This is a genomic window from Deinococcus detaillensis, from assembly GCF_007280555.1.
GTDB classification, from domain to species: Bacteria; Deinococcota; Deinococci; order Deinococcales; family Deinococcaceae; genus Deinococcus; species Deinococcus detaillensis.
The window spans coordinates 1-17,553 of record NZ_VKDB01000038.1; the positions used below are offsets into that span (position 1 = coordinate 1).

The 17,553-nt window shown below is 61.0% G+C and carries 20 protein-coding genes; 19 read left to right on the forward strand and 1 reads right to left on the reverse strand.

Annotation, left to right across the window (positions count from 1 at the left end; genetic code table 11):
- The 3 genes from FNU79_RS19260 to FNU79_RS17555 all read left to right on the forward strand — a co-directional run.
- The coding region (locus tag FNU79_RS19260) for a hypothetical protein (protein WP_185974796.1) at window positions 1-361 on the forward strand (361 nt) is incomplete at its 5' end.
- Window positions 362-605: 244 nt separating this feature from the next.
- Window positions 606-1,832: a hypothetical protein gene (locus tag FNU79_RS17550; RefSeq protein ID WP_143722092.1), complete on the forward strand. Its 1,227-nt coding sequence runs from the start codon at window positions 606-608 to the stop codon at window positions 1,830-1,832.
- Window positions 1,833-2,057: 225 nt separating this feature from the next.
- A complete protein-coding gene (locus FNU79_RS17555) occupies window positions 2,058-2,291 on the forward strand; it encodes a hypothetical protein (protein WP_143722093.1) in 234 nt (77 codons plus the stop codon).
- Window positions 2,292-2,341: 50 nt separating this feature from the next.
- Here the strand turns inward: FNU79_RS17555 and FNU79_RS17560 are convergent, their stop codons facing one another.
- A complete protein-coding gene (locus tag FNU79_RS17560) occupies window positions 2,342-2,707 on the reverse strand; it encodes a MerR family transcriptional regulator (RefSeq protein WP_143722094.1) in 366 nt (121 codons plus the stop codon).
- Window positions 2,708-2,985: 278 nt separating this feature from the next.
- On the opposite strand from FNU79_RS17560, the gene FNU79_RS17565 reads away from it, so the two are divergent.
- The 16 genes from FNU79_RS17565 (at window position 2,986) to FNU79_RS17640 (ending at window position 17,291) form a co-directional block, all read left to right on the forward strand.
- A complete protein-coding gene (locus FNU79_RS17565) occupies window positions 2,986-3,954 on the forward strand; it encodes a tyrosine-type recombinase/integrase (protein ID WP_143722095.1) in 969 nt (322 codons plus the stop codon).
- A 58-nt stretch (window positions 3,955-4,012) separates the two neighbouring features.
- The gene (locus FNU79_RS17570) at window positions 4,013-5,365 is read left to right on the forward strand and encodes a GmrSD restriction endonuclease domain-containing protein (protein ID WP_143722096.1); all 1,353 of its coding nucleotides are present in this window, start codon (window positions 4,013-4,015) and stop codon (window positions 5,363-5,365) included.
- Between the two features lie 114 nt (window positions 5,366-5,479).
- Window positions 5,480-5,680, forward strand: a complete 201-nt coding sequence (locus tag FNU79_RS17575; RefSeq protein WP_143722097.1) for a hypothetical protein — start codon at window positions 5,480-5,482, stop codon at window positions 5,678-5,680.
- Between the two features lie 91 nt (window positions 5,681-5,771).
- Window positions 5,772-6,740 carry an ATP-binding protein gene (locus tag FNU79_RS17580; protein WP_143722098.1) on the forward strand — a complete coding sequence of 323 codons (969 nt, stop codon included), beginning with the start codon at window positions 5,772-5,774 and terminating at the stop codon, window positions 6,738-6,740.
- A complete protein-coding gene (locus tag FNU79_RS17585; protein WP_143722099.1) occupies window positions 6,737-6,964 on the forward strand; it encodes a hypothetical protein in 228 nt (75 codons plus the stop codon). Before FNU79_RS17580 ends, FNU79_RS17585 begins: the two co-directional genes overlap by 4 nt.
- On the forward strand, window positions 6,964-8,658 hold the full coding sequence (locus tag FNU79_RS17590) for a metal-dependent hydrolase (RefSeq protein WP_143722100.1): 1,695 nt from the start codon (window positions 6,964-6,966) through the stop codon (window positions 8,656-8,658). Before FNU79_RS17585 ends, FNU79_RS17590 begins: the two co-directional genes overlap by 1 nt.
- 113 nt (window positions 8,659-8,771) lie before the next feature.
- Entirely contained in the window at window positions 8,772-9,830 is a 1,059-nt protein-coding gene (locus FNU79_RS17595) for a hypothetical protein (RefSeq protein ID WP_143722101.1), read from the forward strand.
- 561 nt (window positions 9,831-10,391) lie between these two features.
- Window positions 10,392-10,856 carry a DUF6884 domain-containing protein gene (locus FNU79_RS17600; RefSeq protein WP_143722102.1) on the forward strand — a complete coding sequence of 155 codons (465 nt, stop codon included), beginning with the start codon at window positions 10,392-10,394 and terminating at the stop codon, window positions 10,854-10,856.
- On the forward strand, window positions 10,853-11,545 hold the full coding sequence (locus FNU79_RS17605) for a hypothetical protein (RefSeq protein WP_143722103.1): 693 nt from the start codon (window positions 10,853-10,855) through the stop codon (window positions 11,543-11,545). The genes FNU79_RS17600 and FNU79_RS17605 overlap by 4 nt, the downstream gene beginning before the upstream one ends.
- 132 nt (window positions 11,546-11,677) lie before the next feature.
- Window positions 11,678-11,890: a helix-turn-helix domain-containing protein gene (locus FNU79_RS17610; protein WP_143722104.1), complete on the forward strand. Its 213-nt coding sequence runs from the start codon at window positions 11,678-11,680 to the stop codon at window positions 11,888-11,890.
- Window positions 11,887-12,504, forward strand: coding sequence for a ParA family protein (locus FNU79_RS17615; protein ID WP_143722105.1), 618 nt, complete (start codon window positions 11,887-11,889; stop codon window positions 12,502-12,504). The genes FNU79_RS17610 and FNU79_RS17615 overlap by 4 nt, the downstream gene beginning before the upstream one ends.
- Complete coding sequence (locus tag FNU79_RS17620; protein ID WP_143722106.1) at window positions 12,501-12,806, forward strand: hypothetical protein; 306 nt, start codon at window positions 12,501-12,503, stop codon at window positions 12,804-12,806. Before FNU79_RS17615 ends, FNU79_RS17620 begins: the two co-directional genes overlap by 4 nt.
- Window positions 12,807-12,845: 39 nt before the next feature.
- Window positions 12,846-13,877 carry a PDDEXK nuclease domain-containing protein gene (locus tag FNU79_RS17625; protein WP_143722107.1) on the forward strand — a complete coding sequence of 344 codons (1,032 nt, stop codon included), beginning with the start codon at window positions 12,846-12,848 and terminating at the stop codon, window positions 13,875-13,877.
- A 233-nt stretch (window positions 13,878-14,110) separates the two neighbouring features.
- A complete protein-coding gene (locus FNU79_RS17630; protein WP_143722108.1) occupies window positions 14,111-16,726 on the forward strand; it encodes a helicase-related protein in 2,616 nt (871 codons plus the stop codon).
- 30 nt (window positions 16,727-16,756) lie between these two features.
- On the forward strand, window positions 16,757-17,104 hold the full coding sequence (locus tag FNU79_RS17635; protein WP_143722109.1) for a hypothetical protein: 348 nt from the start codon (window positions 16,757-16,759) through the stop codon (window positions 17,102-17,104).
- A 1-nt stretch (window position 17,105) separates the two neighbouring features.
- Window positions 17,106-17,291: a hypothetical protein gene (locus tag FNU79_RS17640; protein WP_143722110.1), complete on the forward strand. Its 186-nt coding sequence runs from the start codon at window positions 17,106-17,108 to the stop codon at window positions 17,289-17,291.
- The last annotated feature ends 262 nt before the right edge of the window (window positions 17,292-17,553 follow it).

Sequence of the window (17,553 nt, forward strand, 5' to 3'; positions counted from 1 at the left end):
CCATCCGCCCACTTTTGCCTTCGCCGCCCCAGTTGCACCGGCACCCGCCGTAGACGCCGAGAGCGCTCAGCGCGTGTTGTGGCCGCTGGCTCATGGTACGACCATCGGCGGCATTGACCCGCAGTGGCTGTTTTACGAAGGCGATCCGCCGCCGGGCACTGCGGCTCATATCTGGAGCCTGGAAGCGTTTGCCGCCCAGCAGCACGCGCCGCAGTGGGCCGCGTTGGCATCAGCGCTGCGCGGTCAGTTTCCGCAGGGTGTGAAGGTCTACCAGCTCGCCCGCCCGGAAGGAAGCCTGTATCTGGTACTGGGCAACGCCAGTTGGGGTAGCGGGGGCTTCATCGGCAATGTGAAGCGGTAAGTGTAAAGGTGTTCACCTTCTGCGGAATGCGCTATGCTTTCCGCATCCCGCTGGTCACGAGAACAGACCAAAGGGAACACCCCCCGCGAGAGCTGCCAGGCTCGAAATTCGCAGAGGGTGAACACACAAGTTTGATCCATCAAGTTTTCCGCTCGCAAAAGCGGGGCTTGCGCCTGTCCACAGTGTAGAGCCGCTGTGGTGTCTGGTCAAGAAACCAGGCGCTCATCTCTAAAGGTTCACCTTCATGAGTCAAGACTTTTTAACCCGCTTTCTGGCAGGCCAGCGTGCCAAAGGCCAAGATCAAACCTCAGCTTTCGCCGTACTGGAGCGCGTTCACGGCCAAAGCGGGCGTGCGGCAGTCCCGCCCCAAGCTACTCCCGCCTGGCTAATCGACGCGCTCGAACACCAGGAGCGCCAGCAGGCATCCCAAGCCCGCCAGCAAGCAGGCCAAGCCCGCGCAGCCATTACCCGCAGGCCCACAACCGACACGCCGCCGCCTGTGGTCAGGTTGGCGGCGCTGTCGTCTGAGGCTGCCGTGCTGAGCCTGACGGCCTGCCTCGACAGTGCGCCCTGCCGTGAAATCTCGCGGGCGATCTTCCGCACGCTCTACGCCGTCGCGCTCGATGTGGCCGCCAGCCAGGGCCACGCGGCCAGCGTCACTCAGGCGGTGTTTCATCTGCCTGCCGAGCTGGTGATGGACTACGTCGAGCGCAAGAGCAGCGCCTTTTACGAAAACCTGCTTTATTTGCGCTCAGTGGGCCTGATTCACTGCGAGGCCCACATGGGTGACTTACGCGGCGCGAAGGTCGCCACCGGCACGCTGTGGGCCGTGAGCCTGCAACCTGAGCGCATCCTTACTGGTCAGGCCGCACCCGCCCGCATTCGCCGTGAGGACTGGGGCCGGAAGTGGCGCGATCTGAACGCGGACGCGAAGGCAGGCGAGACGGTTTACAACCTGCTCAACCCGCGCCCAGCGCCTACAAAGGAGCCTGCCGGACAGTCAAGAGAGCCAGAGAGAGTAAAAACGACGTTGGACACACTCAAACGATGGGCGAAAAAACCGTTTTCACTCAAAGAGTCCGATACCTTGACTGTCCGGCAGGCTCCCGGCGCTGCGCTAGACGTGGTTTGGCAGTTGGGCGAGGCGGCAGGCAAGCCGCGAAATCAGCGGGCGGCAGTCGTTGACCGGCAGGCGCGGGCGCTGGCCGCTGCGTTCGGTGACGATCAGCTTGGATTTTGGCGGCGCTTGATCTGGAATCTGACACGCGGCATTGACGCGGGCGTGAACCTGGCCGATGACGCCGGGGCTATCCTGGCGCGGATTCTGACCGATGTGCGCCACGATCTCGCCACCGGCAGCACGCCGCCCCATACCCCGGCAGCCGTCGCAAATGCGGCGCTCGAGAAATTGCGGGCGCACTTGGAAATGTTCAAAGACTTGCCGGTTGGCGTTCGACCCGCCGCCGCTTGATCGACTAAAAAAACGAGCGCATGGGAAGGCCCAGGCGGGCCAGCAAAAAAGCCGAGGGGAAATGTACCCCCCTCGGAAGTGGCCGCGCTGCCGTGGTTTCCGACTGTCCGGTTGGGCTTAGCTTGATAAAATATGAGGGAATCAAGTGCATCCTCATGTAAAACTCACCCCAGTGAGATATGATATTTACATAACGAGAGAGGAAAATTACTCGTTGGAGGAATTATGCATAAAATTAGCAAGCAACGAAACAGTGAAATTTATTTTATTGGCGAGAGATTTATTCAAGTTGGCGATGAAATCAGATTAGTTACATCTGAAGGAAGAAACGTCTATGTTGTTGTAGAAGAAAATTTACCTAGCGGTAAAAATCTCTGGCTCAAAAATAAGAGTCAAGACGGTAGTGACTTCTCTGTAGAAAGTGCTGTTGAAGAAGGCGAAGCAGCTTTCGTAAATTGACATCTAAGAAATCTTGGATAAAAGAGGGAATTGATTTTCTCTCTTTTATTTTAGTCCCCCCCAATCCCCCACCGCTCCAGCAGCCCCTTCTTCTTCGGCTCCGGCTCCGGCGCTGGTGCGACTTGGGTGTGTGGGTTGCCCGGCTGGCTCCAGATTCTGGGCGCGGTGCCGTTCTCGATGGCCTGTCGGTAAGCGTGCAGGCTCTCCGTCGTCACACGGGCGGCTCGCGGACGAGGGTAGACCCGCTTGAGCTTGCCCTCGCTGGCCAGATACCGCGCCGACCGGATGCTCAGCCCTAAGTACGCCGCTGCCTGAGCGTCGGTCACGAAAGCCACGGCCAGCAGATCGGCAGGCGGCGCGGCCCAGGTCGCTCGTTTGGGCGCAGTCTTCCTGACAGATAAGCCGGTGGGAGTCATGCCCGCAGTCTGCTGGATTGTGCCGCACGGTGCAACATTCATAAGTGCCCCGTTGGCTGTCAATCCTCTCTGTTTTCGGTAAAGCTGAATGATTTTCGGTAAACTAACAATAACTGGGCGTTTGTCCGAGCGTGGTCGAAATGGCGTTCGGGTGCGTCTGGAAGGGTATGCGGCTTGGGTCGGCGTGCTAAACTGATGGGGCAGAAAATTACTATTTTCAGTAAAATAGACAGATCAGCCCGTCCCGCTCTGGGGGTCGGACACTAGGAGGGGATGAGATGACGGCAAACCACATCACGAGCTGGGCGCACTACCTGACGAGCGAGGAAGGCCGCAGCCCGGCCACCGTCAAGGAATACTTGAAAGACGTTCGACTGTTGCGTACCTGGCTCGACCACCCAGACCGGCCCCAGCCGCAGCGCGGGCGCGGGTGGGAGGAAATCACGGCGGGCGATTTGCGGGCATTCCTGGCCGAACTCAAACCCGCACCGCGACGCAATCACCGACTCGTGTCGGCTTGGCGTTCGTTCTGGCGTTATCTAAGTGAAGTGGAGCGCTTGCCCGCATTGCAAGCTGGTCCTGCCGAACTCAAACGCCCGAAGCTGCCTAAGCGTTTGCCTGGAGCGCTGAGTCTGGCAGACGTGGCCAAGTTGCTCGACGTTGTGTACAAAGACAAGTCACCCAGCAGAGGGCTTAGAAATTGGTGTGTGCTGGCCTTCCTCTACGGCACCGGCCTCCGTATTTCGGAGATGCTGAACCTGACGTTCGACAAGATCGAATATCACGACGGCGCACCTGTCGCCGTGCGCGTGATCGGTAAGGGTGACAAGGAAAGGCGTGTGCCGCTCAGTGAAACGGCCAAGACCTCGCTAATGCGTTGGCTGAGAGAGCGCAAGATGCACGGCAATCCCGTGACGAGCTGGGTCTGGTCGCCGCTGAGTGGCAAGCGCTACGGCCAGCAGATGCAGGCGCGGACGATTGGCAAGATGATGGACTCAGCCGCGCTCAAAGCAGGGTTGGACGTGAGCAAGGTCAGCCCACACAAGCTGCGACATACTTTCGCCACCGCACTGGTGGAAAACGGGCGCAGCTTGGACGAGGTGCGCGATCTGCTGGGCCATGAGTCGATTGCCACGACCCAGATTTACGCACATACCTCACAGAAGCGGATTGCCGCCGCCGCTGCGAGTCTGCCGGATGTGGTGGGCTTGTCGGTGCCGTCAGCTAGACCGCTAGCCGTGCAGTGATCTGTTGTATTTCTGTCCTGTATGAAATTAAAAACATGGTGGTCTCTAGAATGCAGGTATGCATGATGCCGATGTTCCCAACAGCGACACACCCGATCAGGACTTGCCGCCGCTCGATATCCCCCAGCATGAGCGGCGAGTCCAGACCAGCATCCAGGATTTGCCTGTCGAGACACTAGTCTTACGCATAGGACGCGGGTCAATGATTCTGCAACCAGAATTTCAGCGAAATTTCGTTTGGAACACCACGAAAGCCAGTCGGCTCATCGAGTCTCTTTTATTGAATATTCCTATCCCTGTCGTTTATGTTGCTGAAGCGTCTGGCGGGAAACAGGAAGTAGTCGATGGACAACAGCGCCTGACGAGCATCAGCGCCTTTATCAATGGATATTTTCCGGAAAGTTCTGGGCTGAGCAAGGAATTTAAACTGACTGGCCTGCAAGTTCTCTCTGAACTCAACGGTAAACGCTTTGCCGAGTTGAGTGAGGAAACTCAGAATCTCATTTCGCAATCCACACTGCGGGTCATCGTCATTAAGGCTGAGTCCCACCCAGACGTAAAGTTCGAAGTTTTTGAACGACTTAATCTGGGTGCAGAAAAGCTGAATGATCAGGAGTTGAGAAATTGTGTGTACCGGGGCGGATATAACGCTCTACTTGCTAAGCTCAGCGAGTACAAGCCCTTACTTGACATCCAGGGTCTGAGCGCCCCGCACAATCGGATGGCCGACCGACAATTGATCTTGCGTTTTTTGGCCCTGCACAGGCTCACGCATTTGCATTACCGGGGCAATATGAAACAGGTCATGAACCGCGAAATGGAGGATCACCGCGATCTATCCGAGAATGCGCTCAGGGACATGGAAGAGCTGGTCAAGAAATCGGTTGACATGGCGTGGACGGTATTCGGCAAACGGGCCTTTCGCCGTTTTCAGCCAGGTACAGCCCAGAATCCAGATGGGGTCTGGGAAGAGCGGCTGAATTTTGCGCTGTGGGACACCCTGCTTTATACCTTCAGCTTCTATCAAAAATCCGACATCGTGCCGAATGCCGACCGTATTTACGAAGAGTTTCTGGATTTGATGACCAACGATCTAACGTTCGTGGAGTATGTGACCAGCACGGGCGATAAGGCAGACCGCGTGAAGTACCGCGCCGACGCCTGGAAAAAGCGCATGGACTCCGTGGTAGGGCCAGCACGAACGGACTCCCGAACGTTCACCCGTAAGCTGAAAGACGAGCTGTTCACACAAGATCCCACTTGCGCTATTTGCGGCCAGCGAATCCAGACGGTTGATGATGCTGAGGTCGATCATGTGGTGCATTACTGGCGCGGGGGTCAGACCGTGCCGGAGAATGCACGGCTGACGCATCGGTATTGCAACCGCGCACGCGGCGGGCGGGAGATCTGATTCTCCATTTGCCGGAGTGAATGTTGAGCCTTCACCGACGTATAACCACTTCTGGCGTTTCAGTTCGCTGTCCTCCCTATTGATTCTTTGCGCGAAATCAGCTTGAATCTAGGCATGGAATCAAAGCCCAAACAGATCGGCGGCAAACGCGAGGGCGCGGGGCGCAAGCCCTGCCCGAATGTTTGGGTGCGTCTGCCGGTTCCCCGTGAGGTGTGGGCCATGATCGAAGTCGACGCCAAACGCAACGGGCGCACGCCGGAAGCGGAGGCGGCGCGACTGCTCGAACGCTGGGCCGCTGCACCACTATTCACCTGACACAATGAACTGACAATTCAACCCCCCGCAGCGAGAGCAGGCCCAAAAGAGGGCGGCGCGTTCCGGCAGAGGTTCACAGGAGGCAACCCCTATGACCGCAGCCAAACCGTACCCACTTCTGCCTGTTCCCCCGCCCGCGCTTCCGTTTGTTGGCCGCTCTGCCGAGGGCCGCGCTCTGCTGCTGAGCATTCGGGCCGCCCGCTCTGTTGCGCTGGTCGCCCCGCCCGCTTACGGCAAAAGTGCTCTGCTTTCTGAACTCGTTGAAGCAGTCGAAGAAATCACTGTGCCACTGATCGTACCGAAGGTCGCGCCGTTCACGGCGTTCCTCTCCGATCTGCACGACGCTATGCACGGCGCAGGCATCTACTCCCCAGGTGTCAAGATCACCAAAGACCTCGATACAGACCGGGCGACCTGGCGCAAGAAGTACGCTGGAGGAAACGAGGCCCGCGCCCGCGCTTTGGTGGAAGCGTTGCGGCTGTACGTTCAAGCTGGCCACCAACCGCCCGCCGTGCTGGTGGACGACGCCGGGGGCATCACGCAGGCGATGACGCCTGTACTCGTCGGCATGGCCGCACATGCGGCGCTGGTGCTGGCCATTTACCCTGAAACCTTGCAGAAGGCCGGTACGCGCAGACTGTGGCAACTCTGCGACAAAGTAGAGCTGGCGCAGCTCGACGGCTCCGACTCGCGGGCGCTGGTCGGTTCGCTGACCGCTTCCTACGGCATCACCACACCTGACACCAAAGCCTATGAAAACTCTGTACTGGCGCTGAGTTCTGGTATCCCCGGCGAAATCGTGCGCCTGGTGCGCTACGTTCCCGCCGCCGAAATCGTCAAGCAACGCGGCGGCTCGGCACTGGCGCAAAACAGAGCAGCCAGAGAGGAACGCGGCACCGCGCTCGCGCCCGTGCTGCTGGTGCTTTCTGCCGTGTTTGTCATCATTCGAGTCCTGGGCAGGGCCAGGGGAGAAATGGACGCTTACGTGATCGGGCAAGTGGGCATGGCCGCCAGCATGATTCTCTTACCGCTGATGCGGCGCTGGACGGCGGCGAGATGACCACCCACACGCCTGCGCCTCCACCTGAACTTCAACCGTTTGCCGCTGAGTTGGAGGAAGTTGTGGAGCCGTTCCACACGATCAGGGCAATTGAGGACGCCGCCGCGCTCGACCGCTTCCTGTTTCTCGACCCCAACCCGGCGACCCGCGTTTACCGGTTGCGCGTGCTGCTGTCTGAGATGGAGCAGACTGCCGCGTATATCGGGCGAATGCTGGGGGACTGATGCAGGCCGCGACCCACTTAGCGGGCGCTGCTCTAACGCTCGCTGTAGCGCGTGGCTTTGGGATGGAGGTCGGGCCGTTCGAGGTCGGGGCCATGATGCTGGGTTCACTGCTGCCTGACATTGACACGACCACCGCAGGCGCAGGCCGCTATATCCGCCCCGTGTCGAGCTGGCTCGAATCCAAGTACGGCCACCGAACCGTGACACACTCGCTGCTGTTCGCCGTGCTGGTGTCGCTTCCTTTTTGGCTGCTGTGGCCGGGTGTTGGCTTGGCGCTGTTCCTCGGCATCTTCTCCCACTTATTGCTCGATACCGCCAATGTGAACGGTTTGCCCTATCTGCTGTTCCCGGTTCGGCACACCTTCTGGTTTCTGCCGTCCAGGCGCTCAAGAATCCGCTATGGCTCAAGCCAGGAAACAACGCTGGCCGTGATCCTGGCACTCTCGGGCGTGGCGCTGTGGCCGCTGTCAGCCGACACGTTTAGCACCGAAGTTCGCCGGTTGATCGCCAGTCCAGAAACGGCAGTGGTGGACTATGCCAACTGGCGAGACACCAACGAAGTGTTCGCCGAGCTAGATGGATTCAATTCCGACACACAGGAGAAGGTGGAGGGAAAATACCGCGTCATCGAGGCGCTAGGCCGTCGCGGGGTGCTGGTGGAAGACGAAGCGGGCAATGCTTATCAGGTGGCTGAGAATGGGCAGATCGTGGCCTACCGTGTCCGAGTCCAGAAGGGCGCGGCGCTGGCCGTGCTGGATAGCCGCGTGTCGGTTGGTGGGCGTTTGCTGCGTGACGTGTTGGCCGCAGTTCCACCGGACGCCCGCGTGTACTTCACTGGAGAATTGCAGCTCTCCGCGCCGGTCAACATTCCCCCGCCCGCTGCGGGGACGTTCGCACGGATCGCGGGCACTGACAGGCTGACTTTGCACAGCGCCCGCCCCGCTGACCTGTCCCCGTTCGCCGCTTCTTATGTAGTCGCCGGTTCGCTGGTGGCCCGGCTCTCTGCTGGTGCGGGGAGGAGTGGCGTCCGTTCGAGGCAGGAAGCGGGCCTCAGCTTTGAGCTACCCGCAGAGGCCAGCCGCACTGAGGCCCGCACCGTTACGCTGTCCGGTTTGCCGTCGCTGGCAGGCGTGCTGGTCGAACGCGGCGCGAATGTCCTGGAAGGTCAACCGCTGGCCCGCTATGTATTGCTCGCCGACCTGGCCGACCTTGACACCCAGATGACGAGCAAGCGGCGCGACGTGGCCGAAGCGAAGGCGCAAAGAGCGCGGGCGCGGGCGAGCTTCGAGCAGCAGCGCGACACGCTAGGCCGCACATTGGCCCCGGCGCAGGAGGCCGCCCAGATTCAAGCGAGGCTCTACGCTCTCGGCGCGGTTGCGCGTGTGGACATGGAACAAGCTCAGATGCGGGCGCAAGCTGTAGACGACCAGATGACGGCGCTCGGCCTGAATTACAGCGACACGGCAGCCCAGGCACGGGCGCGGGCCGATGGTTTGGCATTGGATCTACAAGCGCTTCAAGGCAAGCGGGCCAGATCAGCCGCCGCCCAGGTGGTGCGCTCTCCAGTTGCCGGGAAGGTTGCCGAGGTCAGGGTCAAGGACGCCACGCAAGCTGGCGTGTCGGTTGATGTGGTGATTATTTCCACGCTGGCAACAGCGCCGACAGCGCCGGTCAAGGCGTCAAGCCTGTACTAGCGCCCCTGGCCGCTTTGTGTGTATGATCTGAGGCACAGCGACTGTGACGGCATGGCCCAAGAGAGGGTGAGCGGCGGCGTGAGTTGATCCGAAGCTCTATCGGAGGCTTGCCCATGTTCCACTCTAAGAAAACCGTGTTGTCCCTCGCCGCCCTCTCCATCTTCACCGCGCTGACCCTTTCGTCGTGCGGTGGCACAACCGCCACAGCGCCCGATCCTGCTGCTGTGGTCGATCCCTCGCCCGAACTGCAAGATGATGTGGACGCCAGCGCCACCGATGATGAAGGCGGCGAAGTGGTCGCACAAAAAACTATCGTGCTGAGTGCGGGGCAAGCGCTGGCCGCTGGCCTCAGCGCCCAGACTTCAACCGGCGATACCGCGCCACCTGATCCCGTGACCGTCACCGCTACGATTGTCAGAGCCACCACCGGCAAGTACGCGGGTAAAGTCAAAGGCAAGCTGGTTCTGAACTACACGGGCAACTACACCTATAAGGGCGACTTTTCTTTGAAGCTCGCCACCGCCCCAGATGGCAGCGGCAATCTCTACGACATCAGCAGGCGCAAGAACGACAGCAAAGACAGCCCATTGATTACCCTCAGACCTACCAAAAACAAGCCGTCTACCATCAAGAATCTGACCATTCCTTACGGCGACTCGCTCAACGGTGCAACCTGCATGTATCTGTTCTATACGCTGAAGGACAACGGCGGCCTCGGCATCAATGGACTCAGCTACACCAACCAAGCGCCGCTGCTGTGCGAAACGCCCGACAGCAACCAAACCGCTCTGCAAACCAAGTTGCTGGCCTCAAGCACGGGCTACCTGTTTCAGAAAGACAACTGGCAGTTTGCCAACCTGAACCCAAATCCTGTCACGGGTCCGACGCTGAACGATGTTCCGGCCACGATGACCGACGGCACCACGAAAACCGACTTTGAAACGTGGTTCGCTCCGCTGATGACCGTGCCTGCCTACGCTGACCCCGCCAACCCTACGGCGCTGGAGAAGTACAAAGCCGCGCAGGCCAAGAAAGCCAAGCGCCTGCACGACGCCTTTGCCAATCAATTCAAAGCTGACAAGTTGGGCGTGTACGTCAACTCGACAGCCGTTTACATTGTCGGTGTAAATAGCTGGGGGCTGGCTGGCCTCTACACGCCGATCAACAACTAAGCCGAAGAAGCGTGGGCGCGGGCCGGGCAACCTGCACCCGGCCCGCTTTCGTTTGCCGGGGTGAAGATACCGGAACCCGAAGATGGACGAACTTATCCCGTGTCCATCGGCGGCTTACGTTTTGTACGAGATGACAGCCACGTTGAAGGAGAATCTGAGCCAGCCACCGACCACGTCGTAATTTACTCGCGTCTGTGTGTCTTGCCCGAATCAATGACGAGAAGGCCCGCTGAGTGCGGGATTTTGTCATGCCATGCCATTTCTCGGCGCGGCTACTACGGGTTGTTTTCAGAAGTGGATGCGTGGGTGCAGGCCACGCAAGTAAGGGTGATGGCCACTAAAGCGGAGATACGGCAGGGAGTGCGCTCACCTGTGGCCGGGCGTGTGGCGCAGGAGTGAGGACCTGGTGATTACAGAGCTGGGAGCGCCGCCCAGCACCGATCCGTGCGGCGCGGACTTGTTGTGCCAGGCCTGTCAGTCGCGCCTGAAATACTGTCGGTGAGTCGTCTGCCGCTTAAGCCGCCAAATGCGGCTCTCCCCCCTTCACCCCAAGGAGTCACCGTGACCCATAGATCTCAACTTGAGCAGAAAGGTGACACCGTGGTGCTCGTCGGCTGTGTCAAGCAGAAGTTGGCCCGCGCGGTCCCGGCAGAGCAGCTCTATACCTCCGCTCTTTTTCGGAAGCGGGCGCGTTTTGCCCAGATGTTTGGCCGCGAGTGGCTCATTCTCTCAGCGCTGCATGGAGTTATAGACCCTCAGCACACCACCGCGCCCTACGACATGACATTGAAAGACATGAAAAAGCCTGAGCGGCAGCTTTGGGCTGAGCGCGTGTTTCAGCAGGTCATGCCGCATCTGCCAGCGGGCAGCCGCGTCATCTTGCTGGCCGGTGCGAAGTACAGCGAATTCCTGGGGCCGAAGTTGCAGCAGGCGGGGTTCGTCATTGAAAATCCGCTGGCGAACTGTTGTGGTCTGGGAACTCAGCAAAACTGGCTGGCCCAAGCGGTTGACCAGCAGGACTGGTGACGTCGGCCCGTGAGCACGACACCGAACGGTTTTACGCACTCCTGGCCGAGCTAGAGCAGCGGGTGGGCGGCAGGCGGCAGCTTGGTGAGTGTCATGGCCGCCAGGTGTGGCCGCAACGCGGCGTGTACTTCTGTTTCGAGCCAGGTGAAACGCGCCGCGCTGCGCCGCAAAGTCGGGTCGTTCGGATCGGCACCCACGCCCTCATCGACCGCTCTCAGACCACCCTCTGGAAGCGGCTGCTCAACCACCGAGGCACCGGCAGCGGCGGCGGCAATCACCGGGGCTCCATCTTTCGTCAGCATGTCGGGTTCGCACTTCAGGCCCGTGATGATCTGAGCTGCCCGACCTGGGGCGTGGACCCGTCAGCCCCCAGCGCTATCCGGCAGACGGAGGAATGGCTAGAGCAGCGGGTCAGTCAGGTGCTGGGGGCGACCAGTGTTCTCTGGTTGGCTATCGATGATCAGCCTGGCCCCCAGAGCCTACGCGGCGAAATCGAGCGCGGCAGCATCGCATTACTGAGCGGCCTGAACGAAGCGGGAGACGCGCCCTCGGCCAACTGGCTCGGACGACACGCCAGGAGTGAAACGATTCGCCGAAGCGGTCTCTGGAATATCAGTCACACCAGTGAGGACTACCCCCCACGCTTTTTAGATACCTTTGAGCGATTAATCCGCTCCCAACCGGTCTAGGAAGGCTTCGGTCCTTATCAGATGTAGGTACTGCGATACTGAATGCAGTAATACAGCAACTCAGCATTTGCTGCACGCAGTAATTCAGTCTTACCGTATCTACTGCGTGCGTGATGTGCGTAGAATGCGGCTATGACACATCGGCTGTTTTACACTCCGGACGAGTTGGCGGGTGCTCTGCGCCTGAGCGGCGAGACTATCCGGCGCAAGCTGCGGACCGGCCAGTGGCAGGGCGTGCGGATCGGTGACGCTTGGCGGGTACCCCGCGCTGAGGTGCTGCACTTGATCGGCCCCGTTAACCTTGACGCCTTTGATGCTCAGCTCGACTTGCAGGCGGCCCAGTGAAGCTGACCGTCGCCAACCTCAAGGGTGGAGCAGGGAAGACCACCACCGCCGTTTACCTTGCCAATGCCCTGGCCATGCAGGGCCGAACCCTGCTGATCGACGCCGACCCGCAAGGCTCAGCCCTGTCGTGGAGCGAGACTGCCGGAGACTTCCCGCTGCCGGTGGTGGCCGCGCCCGTCAAAGACCTGAACCGCCGAGTAGCGCAGCTCGCCGAGGGCTATCTACATGTGGTCATCGACACGCCGCCCGGCGAGCTGGCCATCACCCGCTCGGCCATGCTGGCGGCAGACACCGTCCTCATTCCTATTCCGCCCAGCTTGATGGACCTCGATAGATTGCGCCCGACCCTGGAGCTGCTGGCTGACCTCGAAGGGCTGCACTCGCCGCAGGTGGTTTGTTTGCTGACCCGCGTGCGAAAGGGCACCCGCAGCAGCCGCGCCGCCCGTGAGGTGCTGCTGGAGTTGGGGCTGAACGTCATGACTGCCGAAGTGTCCCTGCGCGAGAGCTACGCCAACGGCTTTGGCCTGTCGCTTTCAAAGGACCTAGGCGAATACGCCGACGTGCTCGCCGAACTCCTGCCCGCTCATCAGACCAGCCAGGTGGCCCAACCATGACCAAGAACAAACCCAGCGATGTCCTCAGCCGCATGAAGGCCGCCGCCACCCGCGAGAAGCCGGTCAGCACCAGTCCGCCGGGGGTGCCAGCCGGGGAGAGGCCGGAAGTCTCCCCCATCCCTCTCAAGGCCCGCCGCGTGCGCTTCACCCTCGACCTTGAACCCGAGGCCCACAAGAACCTCAAGCGCTTTGCCCTGGAGGCCGACGCCGACTCCAGCGAGGTTATGCGGGCCTTACTGAACCTGCTCCATAACGACACTCAAACGCGGAATGCAGTGCTTACTGCACTCAGTGAGCACTGACATGCTGAATGCAGTAAGCACTGCATTCAGGAATCACTGATGGCCGGGCTTCAGCCGTTGCCGCCCGGCTATCCTGGTTTGCTCACCGACCTCAAGGCCAAGATCCGTAGCGCCCAGGTGCGGGCGGCCCTGGCGGTCAACCGGGAGTTGCTGGCCCTTTACTGGCAGATCGGTGAGGCCATCGTCGCCCGCCAGGAGCAGGAGGGCTGGGGCACCCGGATCATTGCTCAGCTTTCCCAGGATTTGCGGGCTGAATTCCCTGAACAGTCGGGTTTCTCACCGACCAATCTCAAGTACATGCGAACTTTCGCCACTCTTTATCCGACCTTCATACTGGGTCAACAGCCTGTTGACCAATTGCCCTGGGGCCACCTGGTCACGCTGATCACTGCTGTCAAGGATGAGGCGCAGCGCGATTGGTACGCCGGGGCCACCGTTCAGCAGGGCTGGAGCCGTAACGTGCTGGTTCACCAGATCGGGAGCCGTCTGTACGAGCGTCAGGGCCAGGCCAGCCACAACTTTGCGGCCACCCTGCCCAGGCCGCAGTCTGAGCTGGCGGCGCAGCTCCTGAAAGACCCCTACAATTTCGACTTTCTCAGTCTGGGCCGCGAGGCGTTGGAGCGTGACCTCGAACGCGGGCTGCTGATGCACCTGCGCGACTTCATGCTCGAACTCGGCGTGGGTTTCGCCTTCGTGGGCAGCCAGGTTCATCTGGAACTCGGCGACGAGGACTTTTACCTCGACCTGTTGTTTTACCACCTGCACCTGCGCTGCTACGTGGTCATCGACCTCAAGATGGGAGCGTTCCGGCCCGAATACGTCGGCAAGCTGAATTTCTATCTCAATGTGGTGGACGATCAGCGGCGGCACGCCACCGACGCGCCGAGCATCGGGCTGCTGCTGTGCAAAACCCAGAACAAGGTGATCGCCGAGTACGCCCTGCGAGGCGTAGACAAACCGCTGGGCATCGCCACCTATCAGCTCGCTGAGGCCCTTCCTGACAACCTCGAAGGCCAGTTGCCCAGCGTCGAAGCACTGGAAGCCGAACTCAGCAAGCTGGAGGACGTGTGAGTCTCCTGACTGAATGCAGTGTTTGCTGCATTACTGAATTACTGCTTGGCAAATGCATTCGCAATACGAGCGATCCACTGCCGGTCCCGTGAGCTGCTCAGTTTCTAAAACTGGGAGAGGTGAGAGTGGCTTGCCCGACGGGCAGTCCCGCTACCACCACAGCGTGAACATTCGACCAATCCCTAAATTTGCCGTCCCTGGTCACTCCTCTCCACTACTCTAAGCAGGTTTCCATGCCGAAAATTCTCGACAACATCGACCTTCAGCTTCTCGCCGACCTACGCCAATCCATGCAGAGCGCCCAGCGCGGTGATTTTTGCGTGGGGTACTTCAATCTGCGGGGCTGGCGGCTGCTCGGCGACCTGACCGAGCGCTGGAGCGGCGCTCCGGATTCCCGCGCCCGCGTGCTGGTCGGCATGCAGGAGCTGCCGGAAGGCGAGTTGCGTGCGGCGCTGAGTTTACTGGGCGAGTCCCAGGGCCTGGATAACCAGACTGCCCAGCGCCTGAAGCGTCAGGTGGCCGAGAATTTTCGTGCCCAATTGATGTTCGGTGCGCCGACCAGCACCGACGAGGCGGGCCTGCGCTCACTCAGCCGCCAGCTCAAGGAAGGCAAGGTGCAGGTCAAGTTGTTCTTGCACTACCTGCTCCACGCCAAGCTCTACTTGCTGCACCGCCAGGACCACGCCGCGCCGCGCATCGCCTATGTCGGGTCCAGTAACCTGACCTTCTCCGGCCTCAAGAAACAGGGCGAACTGAACGTGGACGTGCTCGACAGCACCTCTACCCAGCAACTGGCCGACTGGTTCGAGGCCCGCTGGGGCGACCGCTGGGCGCTTGACATCTCGGCGGAGCTGGCCCAGATCATCGACGAGAGCTGGGCCGGGGAGCAGGGCCACACCCCCTACGAGATTTATCTCAAGATGGCCTACCATCTCTCGCGGGAAGCGCGGGCGGGCGTGGGTGAATTCCGTATTCCAAGTGATCTTCAAAAAACTCTGTTTCCCTACCAGGCCGCCGCCGTGCAAATCGCCGCCCACCACCTCAACAAGCGCGGCGGCGTGATGCTGGGCGACGTGGTGGGTCTGGGCAAGACGCTGATGGCGACGGCGCTGGTGCGGGTGATGCAGGAGGTCAACTCGCCGCGCACCCTGATCATCTGCCCGGTCAACCTGGTGCCGATGTGGGAAGACTACGTACATGAGTACGGCCTGACCGCCAAGGTCTTGCCGATCAGCCGCGTGACCCAGCAGCTTCCCGACGAGAAGCGCTACCAACTGGTGCTCATCGACGAGAGCCACAACTTGCGCAACCGTGAGGGGCGGCGCTACCGGGCCATTCAGGAGTACATCACCCAGAACGACAGCAAGGTGATTTTGCTGTCGGCCACGCCTTACAACAAGGGCTACGCCGATCTGGGGGCGCAGCTCCGGCTGTTCGTGCCCGAGACCGCCGATTTAGGCATCCGGCCCGAACTGCTGATCCGTGAGGTGGGCGAGAGCGGCTTTCTCGCCAAGTACCAGGCCCCGGTCCGCAGCATCGCCGCTTTTGAGAAGAGCGTATTCCCCGACGACTGGCGCGATCTGATGCGGCTGTACCTGGTACGCCGGACCCGCAGCTTCGTGCAGGCCAACTACGCCACCCTCGACCCGAGTAACAACCGCAGCTACCTGACCTTCGCTAGCGGCCAGCGCTCGTACTTCCCGGTGCGGCGGCCCCGCACGGTGGCCTTTCAGGTCGATGAAAGCGACCCGCAAGACGCCTACGCCCGCCTGTACGCGCCCTCGGTGGTGCAGACCATCGGCGAGCTGGCGCTGCCCCGCTATGGGCTGGGCAACTACATTCACCAGAAACCGCCGCAGGCCCCCACCAGCGGTGAGGCCGAGCAACTGCGTAACCTGGGCCGGGCCGGAAAACGCCTGATCGGCTTCTCGCGCACCAACCTCTTCAAGCGTCTGGAGAGCGGCGGGGCCACCTTCGTGCAGTCGCTGGAGCGGCACATTCTGCGCAACTACATCTTTTTGCACGCCCTGGAGGCCGGAAAACCGCTGCCCATCGGCCCGCAGAACGCCGAACTGCTCGATGAACGCGACGACGACGAGGAAACCCTGTTCACCGCTGACGGCGACGTGAGCACCCCGGCGGAGCACGGAGGCGAAACCGTAGGGGAGGCTGACACGGCAGCCCTCCAGGCTGGGGAAGCCGCCTACCATGCCCGCGCCGCCCAGGCGTATGGCCTCTACGAAACCAAGTACAAAAACCGCTTCCGCTGGATTCGCTCGAATCTGTTTACGGGCAAACTGGCCGAGGCCCTGCGCCGCGACGCCCAGGCGCTGCTGGGTGTGCTGACCCACGCGGGCCAGTGGCGAAGTGAGCGCGACCCCAAGCTGAGTGCCCTGTTTGAACTGCTGACCCAGGCGCACCCGGACGAGAAGGTGCTGATCTTTACCCAGTTCGCCGATACGGTGGCTTACCTGGTGCGCGAGCTGAAGGCCAGGGGCCTGGCCCAGCTCGAAGGTGTGACGGGCGGCAGCGCCGATCCCACCGAGATGGCCTGGCGCTTTTCGCCCCGCAGCAACGGCAAGACCTTTGCGCCCGAACAAAATATCCGGGTGCTGATCGCCACCGACGTGCTCAGCGAAGGTCAGAACTTGCAAGACGCGCACATCGTGGTGAACTTCGATCTGCCCTGGGCGATTATCCGGCTGATCCAGCGGGCCGGACGCGTGGACCGCATCGGGCAGACCGCCGAGGAAATTCAGGTGTACTCGTTTCTGCCCGCCGACGGCGTGGAGCGCCTGATTCAGTTGCGTGCCCGCGTGCTGCCCCTTGTGTCTGTTTTTGTTGTGTGACAAACGGAAATCTTATCCAACGAGGCCAGCATGGACTATCAAGAACAAGTCGCCACTTACCGCGCCGTCTCAAAGCGCCTGCTCTGCGCTATTACCTCTCAGCGTCTAGCCCAGGCTGCCTACGAAGTTGCCCGCGATGCCCACGATGACAAACGGCGCAGCCTGATTCTCGACGGTATTCCGGGCTTCCGTGACCGCTCCCCGCACGATCTCAGGGAGGCAGCGATTTGCCGCGCCCTGGCTCCTCATGTACAGGCGCAGCGGACGGCGCGTGAGCAGATGCGAAACGCAAACGCCGATCTGGAAAGCGCCCAGGCGGAGGAACGCATGGAGCGCGAAACGTTGCGTTCACTGCACGCTGCCCACCTCGCGCAGTGACATGCCCAACACCCCGCTTCCGCCCGCGCCCGCGCATCTAGAAACCGCGTTCAGACTGCGTGAACTTGCGCTTGCGCTGATGGACGCCGCCGACCAGTACGAGGCGGGCAAAGGTGAAGCGGGCCAGCGGCAGGCGCTGAAGGTGGCCGCACAGGTCACAGCGCTGGTCAAACCCACCCCGAGCTAGTACACTCTCCGTACATCAGCCCACGTTTGCACCACCCAAGAGAGGGTGAGCAGGTGCGCGAAATCTCCCGAATCGTCGGAGGTCTTGCCCTTGCTCATCCTTTCCCGTATTCAACTGCTCATCCTGACCGTCGCTTTGACGTTGCCTGCGGCGTATCTCACCAACCATCCGCCCACTTTTGCCTTCGCCGCCCCAGTTGCACCGGCACCCGCCGTAGACGCCGAGAGCGCTCAGCGCGTGTTGTGGCCGCTGGCTCATGGTA